The 25,287-nt window shown below is 55.4% G+C and carries 19 protein-coding genes and 1 pseudogene; 5 read left to right on the plus strand and 15 right to left on the minus strand.

Annotated elements, in window-relative coordinates; genetic code table 11:
* Nucleotides 1-1,911: a BglG family transcription antiterminator gene (locus tag ACS603_RS21160; protein ID WP_182059383.1), complete on the plus strand. Its 1,911-nt coding sequence runs from the start codon at nucleotides 1-3 to the stop codon at nucleotides 1,909-1,911.
* Nucleotides 1,912-1,943: 32 nt separating this feature from the next.
* Here the strand turns inward: ACS603_RS21160 and nrdG are convergent, their stop codons facing one another.
* The 5 genes from nrdG to treR all read right to left on the minus strand — a co-directional run bounded on the left by nrdG (nucleotide 1,944) and on the right by treR (nucleotide 9,259).
* Nucleotides 1,944-2,408, minus strand: a complete 465-nt coding sequence (nrdG, locus tag ACS603_RS21165) for an anaerobic ribonucleoside-triphosphate reductase-activating protein (RefSeq protein WP_014068679.1) — start codon at nucleotides 2,406-2,408, stop codon at nucleotides 1,944-1,946.
* 134 nt (nucleotides 2,409-2,542) lie between these two features.
* Entirely contained in the window at nucleotides 2,543-4,681 is a 2,139-nt protein-coding gene (gene nrdD, locus ACS603_RS21170) for an anaerobic ribonucleoside-triphosphate reductase (protein WP_474944892.1), read from the minus strand.
* 374 nt (nucleotides 4,682-5,055) lie between these two features.
* Complete coding sequence (treC, locus tag ACS603_RS21175; RefSeq protein WP_315687704.1) at nucleotides 5,056-6,714, minus strand: alpha,alpha-phosphotrehalase; 1,659 nt, start codon at nucleotides 6,712-6,714, stop codon at nucleotides 5,056-5,058.
* Between the two features lie 51 nt (nucleotides 6,715-6,765).
* Nucleotides 6,766-8,184 carry a PTS trehalose transporter subunit IIBC gene (gene treB / locus ACS603_RS21180; protein WP_182063517.1) on the minus strand — a complete coding sequence of 473 codons (1,419 nt, stop codon included), beginning with the start codon at nucleotides 8,182-8,184 and terminating at the stop codon, nucleotides 6,766-6,768.
* A gap of 127 nt (nucleotides 8,185-8,311) precedes the next feature.
* Nucleotides 8,312-9,259 carry a trehalose operon repressor TreR gene (treR, locus tag ACS603_RS21185; protein WP_474944893.1) on the minus strand — a complete coding sequence of 316 codons (948 nt, stop codon included), beginning with the start codon at nucleotides 9,257-9,259 and terminating at the stop codon, nucleotides 8,312-8,314.
* 390 nt (nucleotides 9,260-9,649) lie between these two features.
* On the opposite strand from treR, the gene mgtA reads away from it, so the two are divergent.
* The gene (gene mgtA, locus ACS603_RS21190; protein ID WP_315687705.1) at nucleotides 9,650-12,358 is read left to right on the plus strand and encodes a magnesium-translocating P-type ATPase; all 2,709 of its coding nucleotides are present in this window, start codon (nucleotides 9,650-9,652) and stop codon (nucleotides 12,356-12,358) included.
* 199 nt (nucleotides 12,359-12,557) lie between these two features.
* Nucleotides 12,558-14,942 carry a beta-N-acetylhexosaminidase gene (locus ACS603_RS21195; protein ID WP_474944894.1) on the plus strand — a complete coding sequence of 795 codons (2,385 nt, stop codon included), beginning with the start codon at nucleotides 12,558-12,560 and terminating at the stop codon, nucleotides 14,940-14,942.
* Between the two features lie 94 nt (nucleotides 14,943-15,036).
* On the opposite strand, the gene gbpA is transcribed toward ACS603_RS21195, so the two are convergent.
* The 5 genes from gbpA to ACS603_RS21220 form a co-directional block, all read right to left on the minus strand.
* The gene (gene gbpA, locus ACS603_RS21200; RefSeq protein WP_182059391.1) at nucleotides 15,037-16,488 is read right to left on the minus strand and encodes an N-acetylglucosamine-binding protein GbpA; all 1,452 of its coding nucleotides are present in this window, start codon (nucleotides 16,486-16,488) and stop codon (nucleotides 15,037-15,039) included.
* A 130-nt stretch (nucleotides 16,489-16,618) separates the two neighbouring features.
* Entirely contained in the window at nucleotides 16,619-17,005 is a 387-nt protein-coding gene (ridA, locus tag ACS603_RS21205) for a 2-iminobutanoate/2-iminopropanoate deaminase (RefSeq protein ID WP_014068687.1), read from the minus strand.
* Between the two features lie 73 nt (nucleotides 17,006-17,078).
* Nucleotides 17,079-17,540, minus strand: a complete 462-nt coding sequence (gene pyrI / locus ACS603_RS21210) for an aspartate carbamoyltransferase regulatory subunit (RefSeq protein WP_221551556.1) — start codon at nucleotides 17,538-17,540, stop codon at nucleotides 17,079-17,081.
* A 12-nt stretch (nucleotides 17,541-17,552) separates the two neighbouring features.
* Nucleotides 17,553-18,485, minus strand: coding sequence for an aspartate carbamoyltransferase (gene pyrB / locus ACS603_RS21215; protein WP_315687709.1), 933 nt, complete (start codon nucleotides 18,483-18,485; stop codon nucleotides 17,553-17,555).
* A gap of 34 nt (nucleotides 18,486-18,519) precedes the next feature.
* The gene (locus tag ACS603_RS21220; protein ID WP_022646880.1) at nucleotides 18,520-18,624 is read right to left on the minus strand and encodes a pyrBI operon leader peptide; all 105 of its coding nucleotides are present in this window, start codon (nucleotides 18,622-18,624) and stop codon (nucleotides 18,520-18,522) included.
* Here ACS603_RS21220 and ACS603_RS21225 point away from each other — a divergent pair.
* Nucleotides 18,604-18,721, plus strand: a pseudogene (locus ACS603_RS21225) (hypothetical protein). The gene ACS603_RS21220 and the pseudogene ACS603_RS21225 overlap by 21 nt on opposite strands.
* Before the next feature lie 3 nt (nucleotides 18,722-18,724).
* Here ACS603_RS21225 and ACS603_RS21230 read toward each other — a convergent pair.
* The 5 genes from ACS603_RS21230 to arcA form a co-directional block, all read right to left on the minus strand.
* Nucleotides 18,725-19,204 carry an arginine repressor gene (locus ACS603_RS21230; protein ID WP_474944895.1) on the minus strand — a complete coding sequence of 160 codons (480 nt, stop codon included), beginning with the start codon at nucleotides 19,202-19,204 and terminating at the stop codon, nucleotides 18,725-18,727.
* A gap of 75 nt (nucleotides 19,205-19,279) precedes the next feature.
* Nucleotides 19,280-20,683, minus strand: a complete 1,404-nt coding sequence (locus tag ACS603_RS21235; protein ID WP_474944896.1) for a YfcC family protein — start codon at nucleotides 20,681-20,683, stop codon at nucleotides 19,280-19,282.
* A gap of 47 nt (nucleotides 20,684-20,730) precedes the next feature.
* Nucleotides 20,731-21,735 (minus strand): ornithine carbamoyltransferase, encoded by a 1,005-nt coding sequence (gene argF, locus ACS603_RS21240; RefSeq protein WP_474944897.1) that lies wholly within the window; start codon nucleotides 21,733-21,735, stop codon nucleotides 20,731-20,733.
* Between the two features lie 123 nt (nucleotides 21,736-21,858).
* Nucleotides 21,859-22,770 carry a carbamate kinase gene (locus ACS603_RS21245; RefSeq protein WP_474944898.1) on the minus strand — a complete coding sequence of 304 codons (912 nt, stop codon included), beginning with the start codon at nucleotides 22,768-22,770 and terminating at the stop codon, nucleotides 21,859-21,861.
* A gap of 10 nt (nucleotides 22,771-22,780) precedes the next feature.
* Nucleotides 22,781-24,001 carry an arginine deiminase gene (gene arcA / locus ACS603_RS21250; RefSeq protein ID WP_315687711.1) on the minus strand — a complete coding sequence of 407 codons (1,221 nt, stop codon included), beginning with the start codon at nucleotides 23,999-24,001 and terminating at the stop codon, nucleotides 22,781-22,783.
* Nucleotides 24,002-24,670: 669 nt separating this feature from the next.
* On the opposite strand from arcA, the gene ACS603_RS21255 reads away from it, so the two are divergent.
* Nucleotides 24,671-25,123, plus strand: coding sequence for a YhcH/YjgK/YiaL family protein (locus ACS603_RS21255; protein WP_474944899.1), 453 nt, complete (start codon nucleotides 24,671-24,673; stop codon nucleotides 25,121-25,123).
* Nucleotides 25,124-25,287: the final 164 nt, after the last annotated feature.

Consider the following 25,287-nt stretch of genomic DNA (forward strand, 5'->3'; position numbering starts at 1 on the left):
GTGCGATTCCCGAACCAACGTTTAGCGCAACTTTTCGAACTGTTGCAAAACGAAACGCTGCCACAGGACGAGCTGGCGCAGCGGCTGTCGGTGTCCACGCGTACCGTCCGTGCTGATATCACAGCCCTGAATGCGCTGCTGGCGAGCCACGGCGCACAGTTTATTCTGAGCCGGGGTAATGGTTACCAGCTCAAAATAGACGATGCGGCGCGCTATCAGCAGCTACAGGATTCTCATCCGCGTGCGCTGCGTATTCCCCGTACGGGGCCGGAGCGGGTGCACTATCTGGTGGTGCGTTTTCTGACGTCGGCCTTTTCGCTCAAGCTTGAAGATCTGGCAGACGAGTGGTTTGTCAGCCGCGCCACACTGCAAAGCGACATGGTGGAAGTGCGCGAGTGGTTCCACCGCTACAACCTGACCCTGGAAACCCGCCCGCGCCATGGCATGAAGCTGTTTGGCAGCGAGATGGCGACCCGCGCCTGTCTGACCGACCTGCTCTGGGAGCTGGCACAGCAGGACAGTCTGAACCCGCTGGTCACCGAAGTGGCGCTGAATGCGGGCGTTCCTGAACAGATGGTCACGGTGCTGCATGATGTGCTAACCCGCCACCACATCCGCCTGACGGACGAAGGCGAACTGTTCCTGCGCCTGTACTGCGCGGTGTCGGTTCGCCGTATCAGTGAAGGCTATCCACTGCCTGAATTCCACGCGGAAGATGTGGAAGAGAACGTGCGGGAAGCAGCGAAAGACATCGCGGTGACCATTCAACAGCTGGCGGGTAAGGCGCTTGCCCCCTCGGAAGAGAGCTGGCTTTGCGTGCACATTGCCGCGCGCCAGATCCAGGAGATCGCCCCAAGTGCCATCAACGCCGACGATGATGAAGCGCTGGTCAATTACATCCTGCGCTACATCAACACCCACTATAACTACAACCTGCTCAGTGATGAGCAGCTGCACGCAGACTTACTCACGCACATTAAAACCATGATCACCCGCGTGCGGTATCAAATTATGATCCCCAATCCGCTGCTGGATAACATCAAACAGCACTACCCGATGGCCTGGGACATGACCCTGGCGGCGGTATCAAGCTGGGGCAAATACACGCCGTATGTGATCAGCGAAAACGAGATTGGCTTCCTGGTGCTGCATATCGGCGTGGGGCTTGAGCGCCACTACAACATTGGCTACCAGCGCCAGCCCCGTGTGCTGCTGGTTTGCGATGCGGGCAACGCGATGGTGAGAATGATTGAAGCGGTGCTCCAGCGTAAATATCCGCAGATTGAGGTGACGCGCACCCTCACACTGCGTGAGTACGAGCAGGCAGAAAGCCTCAGCGAAGATTTTGTTATCTCCACCGCCCGTATCAGCGAAAAGGCGAAACCGGTGGTGATGATCGCCCCGTTCCCGACCGACTACCAGCTGGAGCAAATCGGCAAGCTGGTGCTGGTGGACCGCACTCGCCCGTGGATGCTGGATAAATACTTCGACGCCGCTCATTTCCGCATTATCGATAAACCCATCGACCAGCAGACGCTGTTCCGTGAACTGTGTGGGCAGCTTGAAAGCGAAGGCTTTGTTGGCGCGGAGTTTCTCGATTCCGTTGTCGAGCGTGAGGCTATTGTCAGCACCATGCTCGGCGAAGGAATTGCGTTGCCGCACTCCCTGGGCCTGCTGGCGCAGAAAACCGTGGTCTATACGGTGCTGGCGCCGCACGGCATCCCGTGGGGCGATGAAACCGCGCATGTGATTTTCCTGCTCGCTATAAGCAAAAGCGAGTATGAAGAGGCAATGGCGATCTACGATATTTTTGTCACCTTCCTGCGCGAACGGGCAATGACACGGCTTTGCGGCTGTAAGGATTTCGCCGGGTTTAAGGCAGTGGCGATGGAGAGTTTGAGCCGGTTTTGAGATGAAGGCGGATAGAGGATATCCGCCTTCAGTCACCGCAAGTGATGCACAACCTGGTTACTGCTGCCGCGCCAGATAAGCGCCGGGTCTTTTAAATCCTGCACGAATTTGCCATCGACCAGCACGTTAATCAGATCCACCACCTCCATTTGGGCGGTGTTCAGTTCATCCAGCTTATAGCCCGTCCATACCCAGATATCTTTTCCCGCGCATTCGCGGCGAATGCGTTTAACCAGCTTCAGGATCTCCGGTACATTTTGCGGATGCAGCGGATCGCCTCCCGACAGCGAAATGCCCTGGCGGTGAATGCGCGTGTCGTTCAGGTCGTTGATGATCCGGTCTTCCATCTCCTGGGTGAATGGCATCCCGGAATTTACACGCCAGGTGCTTTTGTTGTAGCAGCCCGGGCATTCGTGAACGCAACCTGAAACGAACAGGGTGCAGCGGGTACCGGGGCCGTTGACGATGTCGACGGGGTAGTACTGGTGATAGTTCATAACGTTAACCTGATGTCCTCACCCCGGCCCTCTCCCACAGGGAGAAAACGGAGTCAGGCTCAACATTGTACTCGATCGGTTCCCTCTCCCTTGAGGGAGAGGGTTAGGGTGAGGGGGAAAATCCGGCGAAAAACTTAACCTAACTGCCCATTCCCTAAATGTTTCACGCGGCGTTTCACCTCTTCCTGCTTACCGGCGTTAAACGGACGTGCATCCGGGCTGCCAAGATAACCGCATACGCGGCGGGTGACGGAAACACGGGCCGCATCGTGGTTACCGCATTTCGGACAGGTGAAGCCTTTGCTGGTGCACTCAAACTCACCGGTGAAGCCGCACTCGTAGCACTCGTCGATTGGCGTGTTCGTGCCGTAATATGGCACGTGCTGATAGCTGTAATCCCACACGTCTTCCAGCGCTTTCAGGTTGTGCTGGATGTTCGGGTACTCGCCATAACAGATGAAACCACCGCTGGCGATTGGTGGGTAAGCCGCTTCGAAGTCGATCTTGTCGTACGGGTTTACCTTTTTCTCAACGTCCAGGTGGAAGCTGTTGGTGTAGTAACCTTTGTCGGTTACCCCTTCCACAATGCCGAACTCCGCGGTGTCGAGGCGGCAGAAACGGTCGCACAGGTTTTCACTTGGTGTGCTGTACAGACTGAAACCGTAGCCCGTCTCATCTTTCCACTGGTCAACCGCATCGCGCAGACGCTGGACGATAGCGACGCCTTTCTCACGCAGGGCGTTGCTATCGTACATATGCGTGTCGCCACACAGCGCGTTAATGGTTTCGTGAATGCCGATGTAACCCAGCGAAATTGACGCACGGCCGTTTTTGAAGATTTCTGATACGTCATCGTCCGCTTTCAGACGCACGCCGCAGGCCCCTTCCATATAGAGGATGGGCGCGACGCGGGCTTTCACCCCTTCCAGGCGCGCAATACGGGTCATCAGTGCTTTACGGGCCAGTTGCAGACGCTCATCCAGCAGTGTCCAGAAAGCGGCTTCATTGCCTTTGGCTTCCAGCGCGATACGCGGCAGGTTAAGGCTGATCACGCCCAGGTTGTTACGCCCGTCGTGGATCTGCTCGCCGTTTTCATCTTCATACACGCCGAGGAAGCTGCGGCAGCCCATTGGCGTTTTGAACGAACCCGTGACTTTCACCACCTGGTCATAGTTCAGGATGTCCGGGTACATACGCTTGCTCGCGCATTCCAGCGCCAGCTGTTTGATGTCGTAGTTCGGATCGCCAAACTTATGATTCAGACCGTCGCGGATAGCGAACACCAGTTTCGGGAACACGGCGGTTTTGCGGTTTTTGCCGAGGCCAGAAATACGGTTGCGCAGAATGGACTGCTGGATCAGGCGCGATTCCCAGCTGGTACCCAGGCCAAAGCCAAAGGTCACAAACGGGGTCTGGCCGTTTGCGGTATGCAGCGTATTCACTTCATATTCGAGCGACTGGAATGCGTCGTAGCACTCTTTTTCAGTGCGTGAATGCGCATAGCCGTCTGCGTCCGGGATCTGCCACTCTTCGGCGGTTTTACGGTGTTTTTTGAAGCTCGCCGTGACAAACGGAGCCAGCACTTCATCAATACGGTTAATGGTGGTTCCGCCGTAAATGTGGCTGGCAACCTGCGCGATAATCTGGGCGGTCACCGCTGTGGCAGTGGAGATCGATTTTGGCGGTTCAATCTCGGCGTTACCCATTTTAAAGCCGTGGGTCAGCATGCCTTTCAGATCGATCAACATACAGTTGAACATCGGGAAGAACGGCGAATAGTCGAGATCGTGGTAGTGGATCTCACCGCGTTCGTGCGCGGAAACCACATCGCGCGGCAGCAGGTGCTGGCGCGCATAGTGTTTGGCAACAATACCGGCCAGCAGATCGCGCTGGGTAGGAATGACTTTACTGTCTTTGTTGGCGTTTTCGTTGAGCAGCGCAGAGTTGGTTTGCTCCACCAGGCCGCGAATATCCTGGTTCAGTCGGCCACGTTTTTCGCGCTGGACGTCACGGTCGTGACGGTATTCGATGTAAGCGCGGGCCAGCTGCTTGTATGGGCCCGCCATCAGCTGGTTCTCAACAGCAGTCTGGATCTCGCTGATATCCACCTGGCTACGTTCGTTCATCTGGCTGCTAACGACTTCTGCGACGGTGGCGCAGTAATCTGCGTCATCGACTCCCGCTGCTTTAGCTGCACGCAGAATGGCTTCTTTGATGCGCTCTGATTTAAACGGCACTTTACAGCCATCACGTTTCATCACATGCGGTGTCATGATCACTCCATTTTAAAAACAGGTTATCCACAGAGGTGGAGAAGACTACACCGGGCTGATGTATTGATAGCCCAGTCACTTCCCTCGTTCCCGACAGTTGTTATCCACAATTCCGGAGAGCTGAGTCGCCGTCTTGTTGTTGGAATAGTAGACGATAAATACAAGATGTTGGGTCGGCGTGCATTTTAAGTGCTACATATAGTGATTTGCATCAAACATGTTTGCGATTTATTTGATTCAGAACAAAGTAAAAAGACGAGAGTACAAATGACGGGCGCTACAGCGTTTGTAAATTGTGGCAGGAAAAATCTGATTAATAATTCAACAAAAACAGTAAGGTAAACCGGGCATATTGCTATGCCCGGTGATGAGAATTATGGCTGAAGCCACCAGACGGCTTCAAACGGACGCAGGGTCATGGCCTGCGGTGCGTTTGCTGCTTCTGCATAGTTGCTCATGACCACCTGCCATTCGCCGCTCTGTGCGTCTGGCTGCCATTGCTGGCATGCATTGCTGAGGTTTGCCGCCACGATCAGGGTTTGTCCCTGCCACTGACGACGGTAGCACCACAGGGCTGGGTGCTCAGGCAGCAGATCCTGATAATCCCCCCACGTCAGTACCGGCAGTGTTTTACGCAGCGCAATCAATGACTGATAGGTATAGAACACCGAATCCGGGTCGCTCAGTGCCGCGCTGGCGTTAATGCTCTGGTAGTTATCGCAGACCGCAATCCACGGTTCACCCGCTGTAAAACCGGCGTTTGGTGAGGCATCCCATTGCATTGGCGTCCGGCCATTATCACGGGATTTACTGGCGAGGATCTCCAGCAGCTCATCCGCTTCACGGCCCGCGGCGCGCAGCTCGGTGAACATATTCAGGCTTTCCACATCGCGATAATCCGTGATCTGGCGGAAGTGCGGGTTGGTCATGCCCAGCTCTTCACCCTGGTAGATATACGGCGTGCCCTGCATTCCATGCAGCACCATCGCCAGCATTTTCGCGGCAGGGACGCGATGCTCGCCCTCATCGCCAAAACGCGACGCGATGCGTGGCTGATCGTGGTTACACCAGAAGAGGGCGTTCCAGGCCACGTTGTGCATTCCCTGCTGCCAGTGGCTGAACAAGGTTTTCAGCGCCACGTAATCGGGCTGCGCTTTCGTCCATTTTTCACCGTCAGGGTAGTCCACTTTCAGGTGATGGAAGTTAAAGGTCATCGACAGTTCGCGCCCGTCCAGGGAGGCGTACTGCTGGCAGTTTTCTAACGAGGTGGAAGACATCTCGCCCACCGTCATCAGGTTGCGCGGGGCGAAGACGTCGCGGCTCATCTCCTGCAAATATTCATGAACGCGCGGCCCGTCGGTGTAAAAGCGGCGGCCATCGCCGTGCTCGTCATTCGGGAATGCCTGATCTTTGGAGATAAGGTTAATGACGTCGAGACGTAAACCGTCCACGCCGCGATCGGCCCAGAATTCGCACACTTTTTTCAGCTCGGTACGCACTGCCGGGTTTTCCCAGTTCAGGTCCGCCTGTTCCGGGGCAAACAGGTGCAGATAGTACTGCTCGCTGCCCGCGTGCCAGCGCCAGGCATTACCGCCAAATTTAGAGCGCCAGTTATTCGGCAGCAGGCCATCCGGCGTGCCGTCGCGCCAGATATAGAACTGGCGATACGGGCTCTCTTTGTTCAATGATTCGCGAAACCACGCGTGCTGGGTCGAGGTGTGATTAAGCACCATATCAAGCACAATGCGGATGCCGCGGGAATGGGCCTGCGCGACCAGCTCGTCAAAGTCATCCAGCGTGCCGTATGCCGGGTCGATAGCGGTGTAATTCGCCACGTCATAGCCGTTATCAATCTGCGGAGAGATATAGAACGGGGTCAGCCAGATGGCATCAATACCGAGATTTTTCAGGTAGTCGAGGCGCTGCGTTACGCCGCGTAAATCCCCGGTACCGCATCCGGTTGTGTCCTGAAAACTCTTTGGGTAAATCTGATAGATGACACCGTTTTGCCACCACTGAGGAAGGGTATTCATAGTTCGTTCCTGCAAATGCGAAGGGGCGCAATTGCGCCCCGAAAGATGAAGTTAAACAATCTGCAACGTGCCCTGGCGGTACTTACGTTGATAAACAAAGGTGGTCAGTGCCAGCGGGACAATAATCGCGATAGCCATGGCCAGCGCAAACACTTGCCAGAAGGCTGGCTGAATGGAGAGGATGCCCGGCAGGCCACCCACGCCAATCCCGTTTGCCATCACGCCGTTCAGGCCACACACCAGGCCCGCCAGGCCAGAGCCAATCATGGCGCACAGCATCGGGAAGCGGTATTTCAGGTTGATCCCGTACATCGCCGGTTCGGTCACGCCGAGGTAGGCAGAGATAGCCGCCGGAACGGAAATCTCACGCTCGTTATGCTTACGGCTGACGATAATGATGCCGGTTACCGCAGACGCCTGAGCAATGTTAGACAGCGCAATGATTGGCCAGACTGGCGTGCCGCCCATGCTCTGAATCATCTGCATATCAATGGCAAGCGTGGTCTGGTGCACACCGGTAATAACCAGCGGCGCATACAGGAAGCCAAACAGCGCAGCACCAATCGGCGCGAAGCTACCGGTCATCAGATGACGTACGGCAAAGGCCACGCCGTCGCCGATCATGCGGCCAAACGGGCCGATAAAGGCGTGGGCAAGGAACACGGCGATAATCAGTGAACAGACCGGAACCACCACCAGATAAAGGTAATCCGGGACGATGCGTTTTAAGCGAGTCTCAATAAAGCCCAGCGCCAGACCTGCCAGTAACGCCGGGATAACCTGCGCCTGATAGCCCACTTTCGCGATAGTGAACAGACCGAAGTTCCAGACTTCCGGCACCTGCTGACCCAGTAAGTAAGCGTTCATTAACTGCGGAGACACCAGCGTGACGCCAAGGACAATCCCCAGGATTGGCGTGCCTCCCATCTTACGCACCGCCGACCAGCAAATCCCGACAGGCAGATAGAAGAAGATGGCTTCGCCAATCAGCCACAGGAAATCATAAACGGTCTTCAGTGACGGGTAGATTTGCGCCAGGGTTTTGCCGTCGCTCATCGGCACATCGCCGATCACGTTACGGAAACCTAAGATCAAGCCCCCGCTGATCAGCGCCGGCAGCAGCGGGAAGAAGATCTCCGCAAAGTGCGAGATCAGCTGCTCGTGCCATTTCATATTTTGACGCGCGGCCTGCTTCGCCTGCTCTTTATCAGCAGATGAGTGGCCAGTGGTGGCCAGCAGAGCCTGATAGTAATCGCCCACTTCTGTGCCGATAACCACCTGGAACTGCCCGGCGTTGGTAAAGCAGCCTTTCACCATCGAAAGCTCTTCAATGGCTTTCGGATTGGCTTTGGCCGGATCGTTCAGCACAAAGCGCAGGCGGGTAATGCAATGGCTGACGGTTGCGATGTTATCGCGACCGCCAACCAGGACGATCAACTGGTCGATATCAGCTTGTTTGACTTTGCTCATCATGAAACCTCATGACAGATGGATAAGGGTGTAATGACCTGAACGCAAGCCTACTCGTTAAGCGTTTCGGGGAAAATGGGAACGTTCCCGAAATCAGGCGAAGATCACAATAATCCGTTAATGTGGCTTAAGAGATATGCGCGGGGATCACTATCTGACGCGGTTCAGCACGGCCGTTGATCTGCTCGATCAACTGGCTCGCCGCCTGGCGTCCTGCTTCGGCGTAGCCGGGGTCGACGGTGACTATTTCGGGGTGCAAAAACTTCATCAGCGGCGTGCTGCCAACACTTGCGAGTTGCAGATTATCGATCCGTTGTTCTTGCAGATATTTGCTGGCACCCAGCGCCAGGGTATCGGTGGCGCACACCAGCGCAGTGGTTTGCGGCGTCAGGACGTCTGCCACTTTTTCGTAGCCTTGCTTCATGGCCAGACCCGGCAGGGCAGCCGCGGCAGGGAGTGCGTATTTTTTGCAAAATGCCAGATAGGCTTCATGACGGCGTTTGCCGGTGGTGACGTCCGCATGGGGCACGCCGAGGAAGCTGATATGGCGATGGCCTTGATCGTATAAGCGCTGCATCAACGTGTAGATAGCGCCTTCATCGTCATAACAGACAGAGGCAAAACCACTGGCATCGCGCGCCAGCAGCACCAGCGATGGCTGCCAGGGTTTAAGCATCTCTTCTTTAATGCCGGTAAAGCCAAACAGCACCACGCCATCGATGTTGCGGCGTTGCAGCATTCCCAGGTGCTCTTCCACCAGCTGTGGCGAAAACTGGCTTTCCATCATAATCGGGTCGTAACCCTGTTCGTAGAAGGCAGGCAGCATGGTCTGAACGGCCAGGTTTTCAGACAGGGAATCGAGGCGCGACACAATAATGGCGACCACTTTGTCACTTTGCCCGCGCATGGCGCGCGCGGAGCGGGAAGGGGAAAAACCGTGCTGATTCATAACCGCCTCGACGCGCTCGCGCGTGCGCTCGCTGACACCACTTTCGTTGTTCAGCACCCGCGACACGGTGGATTTCCCCACGCCGCTTAAACGTGCGATGTCTTTAATGGTAAGGCGATTTTGCATCCTCTATTCCCTGTAACAGCGACGGCGGTCGTCAATTGAGCGTAATGGTATAGCGTGATTTTGCTATGGGCAAAGTCTGGTTTACGTACGGTTTACTTGCGCGGGGTTATAATACCGCCCGAATCGTCACAAGCGGTACGGTTAATTCCCTGTATTGCGCGGCGAAATTCCGATTTTACTTACCGGAGGTTACATGGATCCCGATCCCACGCCTCTCCTGAACGGGAGTGCGTTTTCTTTTCGGTAAGCCAGCCTTTTGCTGTCTCACCGGTGATGTGAGGCAGCAACGTTCCCAACGTTTCTGCTAATAATTAAAGTGCCGCCAGGTACGGATTTACCGTGTCTGCCAGCAAATCTGCGTTCGCCGCTGCGCGCGCAGGAGAGCTTATTATGCTGAAAAATATCACCCGGCAGCTGCTTGATCAGCTGAGCCGCCACCTGCCACGCCGTCTTATCCAGCGTGACCCAATGCCAAACGCCAAAAATCTGGCGGGTGCGGCTATTCCTTCTTCCCTGACCGAGCGCTGCCTGAACGTGGCGGCGATGGACGAAAATGAAGTCTGGCGCGCCTTTGGTGGTCACCCGGAAGGGCTGAATGCAGCCGAAGTCGATAAAACCCGCGCCGAGCATGGCGACAATCAAATCCCGGCGCAAAAACCATCGCCCTGGTGGGTGCACCTGTGGGTTTGCTACCGCAACCCGTTCAATCTGCTGCTGACGGTACTTGGCATTATCTCGTATGCCACCGAAGACCTGTTTGCCGCAGGCGTTATTGCCCTGATGGTGGGGATTTCCACGCTGCTGAACTTCATTCAGGAAGCCCGCTCCACCAAAGCGGCCGATGCCCTGAAAGCGATGGTCAGCAACACCGCCACCGTTTCGCGCGTGATTAACGAACTGGGCGAAAACGCCTGGCTTGAACTGCCTATCGATCAGCTGGTTCCGGGCGATCTGGTGAAACTTGCCGCCGGCGATATGATCCCGGCAGATTTGCGCATCATTCAGGCGCGCGATCTGTTTGTCGCTCAGGCCTCGTTAACCGGCGAATCACTGCCTGTGGAGAAAGTGGCACGTACCCGCGATCCGCAGCAGATGAACCCGCTGGAATGCGACACGCTGTGCTTTATGGGCACCACGGTGGTCAGCGGAACTGCGCAGGCCATTGTGACCGCAACGGGCGGTAACACCTGGTTTGGCCAACTTGCCGGGCGTGTAACAGAGCAGGAAAGCGAACCTAACGCCTTCCAGAAGGGGATTGGCCGCGTCAGTATGCTGCTGATCCGCTTTATGATGGTGATGACGCCGATTGTGTTGCTGATTAACGGCTACACCAAAGGCGACTGGTGGGAAGCGGCGCTGTTTGCGCTCTCTGTTGCAGTGGGCTTAACGCCAGAAATGCTGCCGATGATTGTCACCTCCACGCTGGCGCGCGGGGCGGTAAAACTCTCTAAGCAAAAAGTCATTGTTAAACACCTCGACGCTATCCAGAACTTTGGCGCGATGGACATCCTCTGCACCGATAAAACCGGGACGCTGACCCAGGATAAAATCGTGCTGGAGAACCATACCGATATCTCAGGCAAGACCAGCGAACGCGTGCTGCACAGCGCCTGGCTTAACAGCCACTACCAGACCGGGCTGAAAAACCTGCTCGACGTTGCGGTGCTGGAAGGCGTGGGTGAAGAGTCTGCCCGCGCGCTGTCTGGCCGCTGGCAGAAAGTGGATGAGATCCCGTTTGATTTTGAGCGCCGCCGTATGTCGGTGGTGGTGAGTGAACAGCAGGATGTGCATCAGCTGATCTGCAAAGGGGCGTTGCAGGAGATCCTTAATGTGTGCACCCAGGTACGGCACAACGGTGATATCGTCCCATTGGACGACATCATGCTGCGCCGTATCAAACGCGTGACCGACAACCTGAACCGTCAGGGGTTGCGCGTGGTGGCGGTGGCCAGCAAATTCCTGCCAGCGCGCGTTGGGGATTATCAGCGCATTGATGAATCAGACCTGATCCTTGAAGGCTACATCGCGTTTCTCGATCCGCCAAAAGAGACGACGGCTCCGGCGCTGAAAGCCCTGAAAGCGAGCGGTATCACCGTGAAAATCCTCACCGGCGACAGCGAGCTGGTGGCGGCAAAAGTGTGTCACGAAGTGGGGCTGGATGCCGGCGACGTGGTGGTGGGAAGCGAGATAGAACATCTTTCTGACGATGAGCTGGCCCGGCTTGCCCAGCGCACCACGCTGTTTGCCCGACTGACGCCGATGCACAAAGAGCGCATTGTTACGCTGCTGCGCCGCGAAGGGCATGTGGTGGGCTTTATGGGCGATGGCATCAACGATGCTCCGGCGCTGCGTGCGGCAGATATTGGTATTTCTGTTGACGGTGCCGTGGATATTGCCCGTGAAGCGGCGGATATCATTTTGCTGGAAAAAAGCCTGATGGTACTGGAAGAGGGGGTTATCGAAGGCCGCCGTACCTTTGCCAACATGCTGAAGTACATCAAAATGACCGCCAGCTCGAACTTCGGTAACGTCTTCAGCGTGCTGGTGGCGAGTGCGTTTTTGCCGTTCCTGCCAATGCTGCCGCTGCACCTGCTGATCCAGAACCTGATGTACGATGTCTCTCAGGTGGCGATCCCGTTTGATAACGTGGACGATGAGCAGATCCAGAAGCCACAGCGCTGGAACCCGTCCGATCTTGGCCGCTTTATGCTGTTCTTTGGGCCGATCAGCTCCATTTTTGACATTCTGACCTTCTGCCTGATGTGGTTTGTGTTCCATGCCAACACGCCTGAACATCAGACCCTGTTCCAGTCTGGCTGGTTCGTGGTGGGGCTGCTGTCGCAAACGCTGATTGTGCATATGATCCGTACCCGTCGTATTCCGTTTATTCAGAGCCGTGCCGCATGGCCGCTGATTGTGATGACGGGGATTGTGATGGTGCTGGGTATCGCGCTGCCGTTCTCTCCGCTGGCGAGTTATCTGCAATTGCAGGCGCTACCGCTGAGCTACTTCCCATGGCTGGTGGCGATCCTCGCGGGCTATATGGTGCTGACCCAGATGGTGAAAGGGTTCTATGCGCGCCGGTATGGGTGGCAGTAAAAAAATGCCCGGTGGCGCTGCGCTTACTGGGCCTACGATCCGAATGTAGGCCGGGTAAGGCGAAGCCGCCACCCGGCAACTGGCTTTCCTCCCAAATTCGACAACCTGTGATCTCTGTTGCGTCATTCGCTTGACGACAAATTGAGCGCATGTTAACAGAATGTTTTGCCTTTTTTGGCCCGTCAAATAAGGAACATTCATGTTACGGTACAGTCTCTTAACCGCCGGGCTTATGCTCGGCGCTTCTGCGTTTGCCGCTCCGGCAGGTGACCTTCCTCTGATGCCCTGGCCTGCAAAGGTTGAACGTCCGACAACTCAGGGCGCGCTGGTGCTTAGCGATAATATCTCTGTAATCGTCAGCGGTGATGACCTGGGTGACGCGGTCAACCGCCTGCGCCAGCGCATTGCGCTGCAAACCGGCTGGACGCTGCGACCGCAGGCCGATAAGCCAGACAAACCCACCATCCGCATCGACATCGCTAAAAAAGTGAAGCCGCAACCGCTGCCCGACAGTGATGAGAGCTACACGCTTAAGGTTGACGCAAACGGCGTGAATATCTCGGCCAACACCCGCTTTGGCGCACTGCGCGGGATGGAAACGCTGCTCCAGCTTATCCAGAACGGACCAGAAAATACCGCGATACCCTGGGTCACCATTGAGGATGCGCCGCGTTTCCCGTGGCGTGGGTTGCTGCTTGATTCCGCCCGCCACTTTATCCCGCTGAACGACATCAAACGTCAGATTGACGGGATGGCGGCGGCAAAACTGAACGTGCTGCACTGGCATCTGACCGACGATCAGGGCTGGCGCTTTACCTCGAAGCGCTATCCAAAGCTTACGCAGCTTGCCAGCGACGGGCAGTTTTACACCCCTGACCAGATGCGTGAGATCGTGCGTTACGCCACCGACCGTGGCATTCGCGTGGTCCCGGAAATCGACATGCCGGGCCATGCGTCGGCAATTGCTGTTGCCTACCCCGAGCTGATGAGTGCGCCAGGGCCTTATGAGATGGAACGCCACTGGGGGGGGCTGAAGCCGGTGCTGGATCCGACCAAAGAGGCAACTTACAGCTTTGCAGAGGCAATGGTCAGCGAACTGGCGGCGATCTTCCCCGATCCGTATCTGCATATCGGTGGCGATGAGGTGGACGACACGCAGTGGAAAGAAAACGCCGCCATTCAGAAATTCATGCGTGATAACAAGCTGGCAGACAGCCACGCATTACAGGCGTATTTCAACCGCAAGCTGGAAACGCTTCTTGAAAAACATCACCGGCAGATGGTGGGCTGGGACGAGATCTTCCATCCCGACCTGCCAAAAAGCATTCTGATCCAGTCCTGGCAAGGGCAGGATGCACTGGGGCAGGTGGCCGATAAGGGCTACAAAGGCATTCTCTCGACCGGTTTTTATCTCGACCAGCCACAGTCGACGGCCTATCACTACCGTAATGAGATCGTGCCGCAGGGCTTAAACAATGTGGATGTGATCGGCGATAACGACAGCCCACAGAGCTGGGCCTTCACCCTGCCGCGCCTGAAAGGCAAACCAGTAGAAGGGAGCTTTACCCTGGTGAAAGGCGATTCCGGCTGGCGAGGATTTATCGATTTTGCCGGCAAGTCGCGCCGCGCGGTTCAGAATATCGAATGGCGTAGCGATGACCAGGTGACGTTTACCGTTGATACCTGGATGGGCGAAACGCGCCCGGTGGTGACGGTGGGTACGGATACGCTGAGTGGCTATTTCCTGCTGGGCAACGCCCGTTACCCGGTCAGCGGCAAGCTGCTGGATGAGGTGCCAAAAGGTATCGCTCCGGTCGTGCCAGATGCCGCCCAACAGGCCAATCTGCTGGGTGGCGAAGCCGCGCTGTGGGCCGAAAACGTGGTTGCACCTGTGCTGGATATTAAACTCTGGCCGCGCACCTTTGCCGTGGCGGAACGCTTGTGGTCGGCGCAGGATGTGAACGATACCGACAACATGTACACCCGTTTGCAGGCGATGGATAGCTGGTCGACGGTGTCGGTGGGGCTTCAGCAGCACAGCCAGCAGCAGGCGTACTTCACCCGCCTGGCGAACAATGGCGACAGCCTGCCGCTGCTGATCCTCGCGCAGGCAGTGGAGCCGGCCCAGTATTACACCCGCCAGCATCTGAAGTTCCAGGCCGGGAATTATCATCAGTTTGAGCCGCTCAACCGTTTTGCTGATGCACTTAGCGCTGAAAGCGCCACCGTGCGTCAGATGAATAAATGGGTCGACAGGCTGGTCAGCGATGCAGAAGACACGGAAAGTGCGGATGCGCTGCGCCACGTGTTTAACCGCTGGCAAAGCAATACCAGCGATGCGCTGGCGCTGAGCGGAAACAACTATCAGCTCAGGGCGATTAAACCGGTGATTCAGGAAGTGGACAAGCTGGCCTCGATTGGCCTGCGCTTAACCGATCTGGTGGCGCGTCAGGGGACGCTGGATGACAAAGAAATTGCGTCGATTCAGGCTGAGCTGGATAACGCGGCGAAAATTCAGGATGAGGTGGTGATTGCGGCGGTTTACCCGCTGGAGACGCTGCTCAGAGCCACGCGGAATCAGTAGTAAAGAACCCTCACCCTAACCCTCTCCCACAGGGAGAGGGAATTTATACACCCTCTCCCTGTGGGAGAGGGCCGGGGTGAGGGGATCAGACGACTCAGTGCTTAAGAACCCACGCCTCTTTCCAGTGTGAACCTACGCCAGGCTCATACTGATTCGCATACTGACTCCACTGCACGCAGTAGCCGCTGTACGGGAATGGCTTACACTCATAGGTCTTACCGTCTTTTGGCTGCAACACTACCGTGCCCGCTTTATAGGCGGCGATGTTCGCCGGGAAACTAAAGTCGTAATGGCCCGTATTTCCGGTTGCTGCATCCTCTTCCAGCATCAGGTTCAGGACATCCTGCGCAAACAGGGTGCCGTCCTGATTAGTTGCGTAGTATTTCAGCATGTGGTGGCCCGGCTCAACGTTGGTCAGGGTCATGGTAACGTCCTGATTCACGTTGTTCATCTCCTGCTTCAGATAGCCTTTCTCCGCGCCGTTATGATTCATCACATGGGCTTCAAAATCCACGTTACCGTGGGTGTTCAGATGGAAGGAGACCGTGGCATTACCCTGCTCGATTTTGCTGTACTGAAGGCCAGATACCGCAATGGTTTCATTAACCTGCGCTTTCTGTTCTTCGTAGGAAATCGCTACCGATTTTAACGTGCTCCCCTCTTTGACGAAGATGCTGTTGGCTCCATGGATCGGGCTGATTTCACCGGAGGCATCTTTTACCCCTACGCGAATCGCGCTCTGCGCGGTGTTAAGCTTCTGCGCCAGATCGTAAGACCACTGGTTCGCGTCACCCTGTTCGGCAGAGGCGATGGTCATCTCTGTGCGCATGGCGGTCACTTCACCGTGAGCGTCAAAGAAGCGAGCAATCACTTTGTCGCCAGCATTCAGGTTATTCCCCGTGATCTGGCCGCTCAGCGTGGTGCTCCATTCGGAAACTACTGCTGGTGTTTCGTCGGGTTTGACCGTACCGTCATTACCGAAATCAACGTCAATAGCCTGATAGAAACTGTTTGTTGTATCAGCAATTTCCCATACGCCATAAATAACCTGGTAACCGGTACGTTCAGGTACATTACAATTCATACTCTGACGTGCAGCCGGTGCCTGGTTATTACCGTTGATAGTACAGAATGGGGTTGATTCAAATTGATCGCGAGTCAGCGGCTTATTTGGATCCCAATTCTGTTTGGTCATATAATAACGCCAGTTGGTGGTTTTGTGCGGCGCGGTGTGATACCAGACAAACTCATGCGGGCCTGCGGTCATCGGCGTTTTAGTCCAGGCATTCAGGCTCTGTTTATCAAGCTGTGAGTAGTTGGCAATGCCGGCGCTGGCGAGCTGTCCGTCTGGCGGCAATGCGCCCGCAGGGAAGCCGGAGGTTTTTTCCACGCTCTGCGGTTCATATTGCACGGAACCACAATCAATATTTTGACCGAGCTTACACATATAGGCGCGGCTGGCCGGGGATTCAATATAACCGTGAGCGAAAGCGGATGAGGCAATGGTCAGTGTCGCCACCGCCAACGCAATTTTTGAAGGTTTCATTTTTAGTCCATTAATAATAGATAAGCATCTGATGTTATTAATGGGAGGAGGGGGATGTCATGCTGCGGCGAGAGGAAAAATATCCAAAAAAAATGGACAGCCGGAGCCGCCCATTATTAATTGAAATAAATTAACGACGTACTGCAATCGCTTCGATTTCAATTTTCACGTCTTTCGGCAGACGCGCCACTTCAACGCAAGAGCGCGCCGGGAAGGTGGCATTGTGTTCGGTGAAGAATGCTTCGTAGGTCGCGTTTACGGTCGCGAAATCGTTCAGGTCTTTCACGAATACCGTGGTTTTCACGATATCGCCCACTTTCAGACCTGCGGATTCAACGATAGCCTGCACGTTTTCCAGTGACTGACGTGCCTGCGCGGCCACGTCTTCCGGCACGGCGCCGGTTTTCGGGTTAACCGGGATCTGGCCTGAGGTAATAATCATGCTACCCAGATCAACGCCCTGAACGTATGGGCCGATAGCCGCTGGTGCATTTTCCGTCGCGAGTACTTTGGTCATGATTTCTCCAGAATAACAGCTGATTTAAGAGTCCCGGCCATTATAACAGCCGGGATTTCATTACCAACCTCAATTAGTTGGCCAGCACCACATAATGAGAAAACTCTTTTTCGCAGTATTTGCATTTGAGTGCGATGTCATCAGCGCGTTTTTTCACTGCAAAACTGGAAGAAACAGGCTCAGCATGGCTGATGCAGTTGCTGTTCGGGCAGACCAGCACGCTTTCGATACGATCCGGCAGGCTTGGGCGTGATTTACCCACTACGTCATAATCGTCGATACGGTTTACGGTGGCGTCCGGTGCGTACAGCGACAGCTGGTTTACCTGCTCGTCGGTCAGGAACGTATTCTCAATTTTGATCAGATCTTTGCGGCCCATTTCGCCAGACGGCAGGTTCAGACCGATGGTGATGCGCTGGTCGGTTTCGGTCAGTTTGAACAGGGTCAGCAGCTTAAAGCCCACCTGCGCAGGGATGTGGTCAATCACGGTGCCACGTTTGATGGCTTCAACCTGAAGTTTGTTATCGTGTGTCATTGTCATTTCCCCTTACAGAGCTAATTCGCGATTCAGAACCAGTGCCAGTAACGCCTGGCGAGCGAAGATGCCGTTCCCGGCCTGCTGGAAGTACCAGGCGTGTGGCGTCTTATCAACGTCTGTTGTGATCTCATCGATACGCGGCAGCGGATGCAGCACCTTCATGTTGTCGCGCGCGCCCTCGAGGTCGCTGGCGCGCAGCACAAACTGCGCCTTCACGTTGGCGTATTCGGAGGGATCCAGGCGCTCTTTCTGCACGCGGGTCATATACAGAATATCCACGCTGCTCATCACCTCTTCGATGCTGGCGTGTAGGCTCCACTGAATGCCTTTTTCGTCCAGCATATCGAGGATGTACTGCGGCATCGCCAGCGCGTCCGGGGCGATAAAGTAGAAGCGGTTACCGTTAAATTTCGCCAGCGCCTGGGTCAGGGAGTGGACGGTACGGCCATATTTCAGGTCACCGACCATGGCGATGTTCAGGTTTTCCAGGCTGCCCTGGGTTTCCTGAATGGTGAACAGATCCAGCAGCGTTTGCGTCGGGTGCTGATTCGCGCCGTCCCCGGCATTCAGTACCGGAATGCCACCGGAAAACTCGGTCGCCAGACGGGCGGCGCCTTCCTGCGGATGACGCATCACGATGGCGTCAACGTAGGTGCTGATAACTGAAATCGTGTCCGCCAGCGTTTCGCCTTTTTTACCCAGCGACGTGTTGCTGCTGTCTGAGAAGCCCACCACGCTTGCGCCCAGGCGGTGCATGGAGGTTTCAAAGGAGAGGCGCGTACGGGTAGAGGCTTCGAAGAAGCAGCTCGCAATGACTTTGTGTTTAAGCAGCTCCGGTTGCGGATTCGCCTTCAGTTTTGCCGCGGTTTCCAGAACCAGTTCCAGCTCTTCGCGGCTGAGGTCGTTTATGGAAATGATGTGTTTTTGATAAAGCGGATTCATGTTTATCTCCTGACGCCGGGCAAAAAAAAGCCCCTCAAATGAGGGGCTCTGGGAATAGGTTTAGCAACGGGAAGAAAAACGGCAGGCCAGCGTCTGATTTCAGACGCGGTAAGACGTTATGTCGTACACGCTTGACCATGCTTCCTCCCGGCAAATTGTCGGGCATTATACGCACCCCGATTTTCGGATCAAGCGATTTAATGCACATTTTACTCAATGCAAACGGTTCTTTGTGAATATTAATTCGTTCTGAGTAAATAATTAACTTGTTTGTGTACCAGGGCAGTGCGCTTCACCACGCGTGGCGCAACCCAGACAATACTGCTTCCGGCAACCACGCCTAAAATTTCCGGTAACTGGTGATAATCCAGAATACGCGCCACCGCGCGGCCATATCCGGCAACGGTGTGGATAAGGATAAATTCGCTATTATGCTCCACGCTGACCACCATTTCGGAAACCGTACGAGCGGCATCGGGCGCCGGGCGTAACTGGTGATTCAACGAATAAATCTTTAGCCCTTTGGCATTTCGAATTTTTATGACACCGAGCAACTTGAGCAGACGTGAAACGGTGGACTGACTGATGCTGTCAAACCCCCGCTCCTGTAAGTCGCGGCGAATTTCTTCCTGGGAGAGATAACTCTTTTCGGTAATCAGACGCTGACACACTGTCAGCTGTAGCTGTTCCTTTGGAGAGTAATCACCATATTCCGTCATAACTTAATCCCATGTAATTGGCTGAAACAAAACGCCCGGTGGCGTTACGCTTACCGGGCCTACAACGTCAAAAGATCACAACAACGCCCCGAGGCTCAACGCCACCATAATCACCACCGTCAGGACCGCCAGCAAAGGGGCAACCCACTTCAGGTAACGCACGTAGGGGACGCGGGCGATCGCCAGCCCGCCCATCACGACGGCAGAGGTCGGCGTGACCAGGTTAACGATGCCGGAAGCCGACTGATAAGCCGTCACCACCAGGTCGCGGTTGACGTTAGCGAAATCGGCAAGCGGTGCCATGATCGGCATCGTCAGAACGGCCAGGCCGGATGAAGAAGGCACAAGAAACGACAACACCACCTCCAGCCAGTACATCACGTTGATAAATGCGACGGTCGGCAAACCGCTCACCAGCCCTTCAGCGCTGTGCAAAATGGTGTGGGTAATCATGCCCTTATCCATTATCACTACGATACCGCGCGCAATACCGATAATCAGCGCGACACCCAGCAAATCCCGCGCGCCGTTGATAAAGGTTGAGGTAAGTTCTTCTTCGCTCATGCGGGCGATAAGCCCGACGATGATCGCGCTGGCGAGGAACACCGCGGAGATCTCCGCCATCCACCAGCCAAGCACCGCCACGCCGTAAATCATCACCGCGAAGGCGAGGGCGAAAATCACGAGGATGATTTTGCGCACCGGGGTAAATTCCAGCGACTGTTCGCCTTTGTTGCCGAGGAAATGGGCGAGGTTTTCTTCCTGCTTGTCTGCAACGATAGAGAGAGACGGATCCTTGCGCACTTTACGGGCGTAACGCATTACCCACGCCACGCAGATGACCCAGCCAATCACCAGTAGCGCCACGCGCAGGGCGATACCGTTGGTAAAGGGGATCCCGGCGGCGTTGGCGGCGATCACCGTGGCAAACGGGTTGATGGTGGAGCCGAGCGTGCCGATCCCGGCGCCAAGCAGCACGGTAGACGCCGCCACCACCGGATCAAAACGGGCAGCCAGCATCACCGGCACCAGCAGCGTGTAGAACGGTAGAGACTCCTCGGCCATACCGTAAATCGTGCCACCTGCGGCAAACAGCGCCATCAGGATCGGGATCATCCACTCTTCGCGACCCCGCAGGCGGGTGGTGACACGCTCGATCCCGGCATCAATGGCCCCGGTTTTGGTGACGATCCCCAGAAACCCCCCGATGATCAGAATGAACAATGCCACGTCGATCGCACCCGCCTGACCAGACTCGGGATCGTACAGCCCGGCGATAGGAGCCATCAGCACCGAAATAATGCCCTGCGGATGTGCGGCAACGTGGGCGTAAGTTCCGGCAATGGGCACTTCTTTGCCGAGGGTCGCGTTCATTGCCATCTGGTACTGACCGGCCGGAACAACCCAGCTCAGCGCGGCCACAACGGCAATCAGAAAGAAGAGAATGGTGTAAGCAGAGGGAAACCTGAATTTGCCCATGATGTTCTCCTGAAACCCGGCGCACCCCGTGGCACGCCGGGCGGTGATTAGTCGCCGAGTGTTGCCACCATGACCGCTTTAATGGTGTGCATCCGGTTTTCGGCTTCGTCGAAGACGATAGAGTTCGGTGATTCAAAGACCTCTTCCGTCACTTCCAGCCCTTTCAGGCCGTAGGCCATTTCGATTTCGCGACCCACTTTGGTGTGCTCGTTATGGAACGCAGGCAGGCAGTGCATGAACTTGACGTCCGGGTTGCCGGTGGCTTTCATCACCCTTGCGTTGATCTGGTACGGCGTCATCAGGCTGACGCGCTCGGCCCAGGCTTCCTTCGGCTCGCCCATCGATACCCACACGTCGGTGTAGAGGAAATCGGTGCCGTGAACGCCTTCTTCTACGTCGTCTGTCAGGGTGATGCGTGCGCCCGTTTCTTTGGCGATGGCGCGGCACTGCTCAACCAGCCCGGCTTCTGGCCAGAAGGATTTCGGCGCCACAAGGCGGATATCCATGCCCATTTTGGCGGCGCCAACCATCAGTGAATTGCCCATGTTGTTGCGTGCATCACCCAGGTAGGCAAAGCTCAGCTCTGGCAGGGTTTTGCCCGGCGCGTGCTCGAGCATGGTCATCAGGTCGGCAAGAATTTGGGTCGGGTGGAATTCATCGGTCAGGCCGTTCCAGACCGGCACGCCCGCATACTCGCCAAGCTCCTCAACAATCGCCTGGCCGTAGCCGCGATACTCGATGCCGTCGTACATACGGCCCAGCACGCGGGCGGTGTCTTTCATCGACTCTTTATGGCCAATCTGCGAACCGCTTGGGCCGAGATAGGTCACCTGCGCGCCCTGGTCGAACGCGCCCACTTCAAAGGCGCAGCGCGTGCGGGTGGAGGTTTTTTCAAAAATCAGCGCGATGTTTTTGCCGACCAGGGTTTGCTTTTCGCGTCCGGCTTTTTTGGCGGCTTTCAGGTCAATGGCGAGGTCGATCAGGTACTGGATCTCTGCCGGGGTGTAGTCCAGCAGTTTGAGGAAATTGCGGTTTTTCAGGTTGATGGTCATGGGTAAATCCTTTTTAAATCGTTAGCTGTCTGATGCCCTCACCCCGGCCCTCTCCCACGGAGAGAGGGGGGCTTACATTCCCTCTCCCTCCGGGAGAGGGTTAGGGTGAGGGGAAACGGGTGCTCAATTACGAATCAACGTGCCTTTCTCGCCCGCCAGGATCTCCGCGCCGTCGGCCAGCGCGCCGATCCCGGCAATGCCGTTGCAGGCCTCAACAAACTCGCGGCAGGCGGCCACTTTCGGCCCCATCGAGCCGGCGTCGAACTGCATCTCTCTGAGCAGTTCCGGCGTGACCTGTGCCAGCGGTCGCTGGGTGGGTTTGCCCCAGTCGAGATACACCGCATCGGCATCGGTCAGGATCAGCAGGGCATCTGCCTCTATCTGGCGTGCCAGCAGCGCAGCGGACAGATCTTTGTCGATAACCGCTTCAATGCCGTGGTAGCCGTTGGCGTTTTCCACCACCGGAACCCCGCCGCCACCGTTACAAATCACCAGGTGATCGCGCTGGATAAGCGCGGTAATGGCATCGCTTTCCACAATGCGTTTCGGCTGCGGGGAAGGCACTACGCGGCGGAAGTAGCGGCCATCGGCCTTAAATACCCAGCCTTTTTCCGCTGCCAGCGCGCTGGCTTGTTCTTCGCTGTAGACCGGGCCGATGTACTTGGTCGGGTGAGTAAATGCAGGGTCGGCAGCATCCACTTCCACCTGGGTGAGCAGCACGCTTACTTCACGCTGAGGCAGATTGTTTTTCAGCGCTTGCTGGAGCATGTAGCCGATCATCCCCTGGCTTTCGGCTCCGAGGATGTCGAGCGGGTAGGGGGTGACTTTGTCATACGCGCTGTTTTGCAACGCCAGCAGCCCGACCTGCGGCCCGTTGCCGTGCACCAGCACCACGCGCCACTGCTCGGTAAGCCCGGCGATGGTGCGGGCCGCCAGCTCGATGTTCTGGCGCTGGATCTCCGCTTCCAGCGGTTCACCGCGTTTGAGCAACGCGTTACCGCCAAGCGCGACGACCAGAGTGGGTCTTCTTTCCATGATGGCTCCTTTAAATTCCGTCGCGTTCCAGCGGGCAGCTCATGCAACGCGCGCCGCCACGGCCACGCCCCAGTTCGTCGCCAGGGATCGGTAACACGGTGATCCCGGCCTTGTCGTACTTCTCGTTGGTCCAGATGTTGCGCTCGTAGCCAATCACCACGCCCGGGCGGATGGTCAGCACGTTGTTGGCGTCGTTCCACTGTTCGCGTTCGGCTTCAAAGGCATCGCCACCGGTGGTGATCAGGCGCACGTGGTTGATGCCGAGCGCTTTTTCGATGGCGTGGAGCAGGTCGGTTTCCTGAGTGCGCAGCAGGCCGCCGCGTCCATCCGGCGTGAGCGTCCAGCACTGGGCGTCTTTGCGCACCACTTCCGGGTAGACGGAGAAGGTGTCGACATCGATGTGGGTCATCACCGTGTCAAGGTGCATACAGGAGCGGTGTTTTGGCAGCTCAACGGCGATCACGCGTTCGGCCTGGCGGTGTTTGAACAGACTGTTGGCAAGGAACTCCACGCCCTGCGGGGTGGTGCGTTCAGACATACCGATTAATACCGCGCCACGGCCAATCACTAATACATCGCCGCCCTCTAATGTTGCGTGGTCGTAATTAATATTGTCGTCACCGAAGTACTTAATAAAATCACCATCGGCAAAAGCAGGATGCCAGCGATATATAGCACGAAGGTTATTGGTTTCACGCTGGCGGGCGGGTTTGGCCATTGGGTTAATGGACACACCGTTATATATCCAGCAGGAGGTATCGCGGGTAAATAAATGGTTTGGCAGCGGCTTCATAATAAAATCATTTGCCGTGTGGGTATCGACAACCATATTTTTAATTGCCGCCGGAATTTCACCGTAGGTTAATCCACCGCTTAACCGGCGTGCCAGCTCGCGATGCGGCATATCGGCCAGCCAGCCGCGGACATCACCCGCAAAGGTTGGCCCCAGGCGATAGTCAGAGATTTGGGTTTCCAGCAGCCAGGCTTTGGCGTCTGCAATATCAAGGGTTTGTGTCAGAAGGTCGGTTAACAGCAGGACTTCCACACCCTGCTCGCGCAGCGTGTTTGCGAATATGTCATGTTCTTCACCCGCACGTTCAACGGATAACACATCATCGAATAATAATTCCTGGCAATTCGAAGGGGTTAAGCGTTTTAAACTTAAATTAGGGCGATGCAGCATAACACTGCGCAATTGACCAATTTCAGAACCGACGTAATGCTTTTCCATAATTATTCCTTTAACTGTTTTTCAGAATAAAAAGGGCTGGGCCATGCAGTTATTTACATGGCGGATAAGCTCAATTGATTTCACGGCTCATACTAGGCGACTTGTTATTTCATATTGTGATGTTGCTCACGCTGAATGGGGTATTTATGCGTTTGTTTTTATTTGCATGATGCGTATCAGATAATGACTAAATAGACATTATCCAGAGATGAATAACTACGCGATATTCTTCGGTCTTATTTGTATTTGTTATTAACTTGTAGAATTTAACGCTTTGAAATATCTGGTTATCACGTTGATTTAAAAGCATTAAATTTTCATGATGGAATGGCTATGCAAAAACACGCATTAATTATTTTTGACTTAAGGAAAATCAATAAATATTTATTTGTTGATTCTGCAAATTATCAAAATGGTGAAATGTGAGGCAGGAGTGGTTTTTGTGATTAGGTTTTCGTAATCAACAGGTTGGGTTTATGCACGTAAAGCCCTTGTTCTGAGGTTATGCATAACGACTGCATTTTTTCCTGTGGCCGGTTAACAGGCAATTAACAGATTTCCCGATAAACATGCGTTCTCGCAAATCTCTTCTAAAAAGTGGTGGTATGGCAGTGGGAATTCTCGTATAAAAGATAAAATGAAACGATGTTTTATATTAAGGGTTAGATCATGATTGTTGGCAACATCCACCATTTACAGTCCTGGCTGCCGCAAGAACTGCGTCAGGCCATTGAACACATCAAAGCGCATGTCACCGATGCCACCCCGCTCGGCAAGCACGATATTAACGGTAACAACCTGTTTTACCTGGTATCTGAAGACATGACTCAGCCGTTTGCTGAGCGCCGCGCGGAGTATCACGCGCGCTATCTGGATATCCAGATAATCATGAAAGGCCAGGAAGGGATGACCTTCAGCGCCCTGCCGCACGGCACGCCGGATACCGACTGGCTGGCGGATAAAGACATCGCGTTCCTGCCAGAAGGCGAGCAGGAGAAAACCGTGGTGTTAAGCGAAGGGGATTTTGTGGTGTTTTACCCGGGAGAAGTGCACAAGCCGCTGTGCGCAGTGGGCAAGCCTGCGCAGGTGCGCAAGGTCGTGGTGAAGATGCTGATTAACTGAAACGGGTTTGCTCCCTCTCCCCGTGCAAGGTAAAAGCAAAAACGACAACGCTGTTGTCGTTTTTTAATGTTTGCTCCCTCTCCCCGTGCAAGGTAAAAACAAAAACGACAACGTTGTTGTCGTTTTTTAATGTTTGCTCCCTCTCCCCGTGGGAGAGGGCTGGG

This window comes from Enterobacter sp. Li2LvB3, from assembly GCF_056156645.1.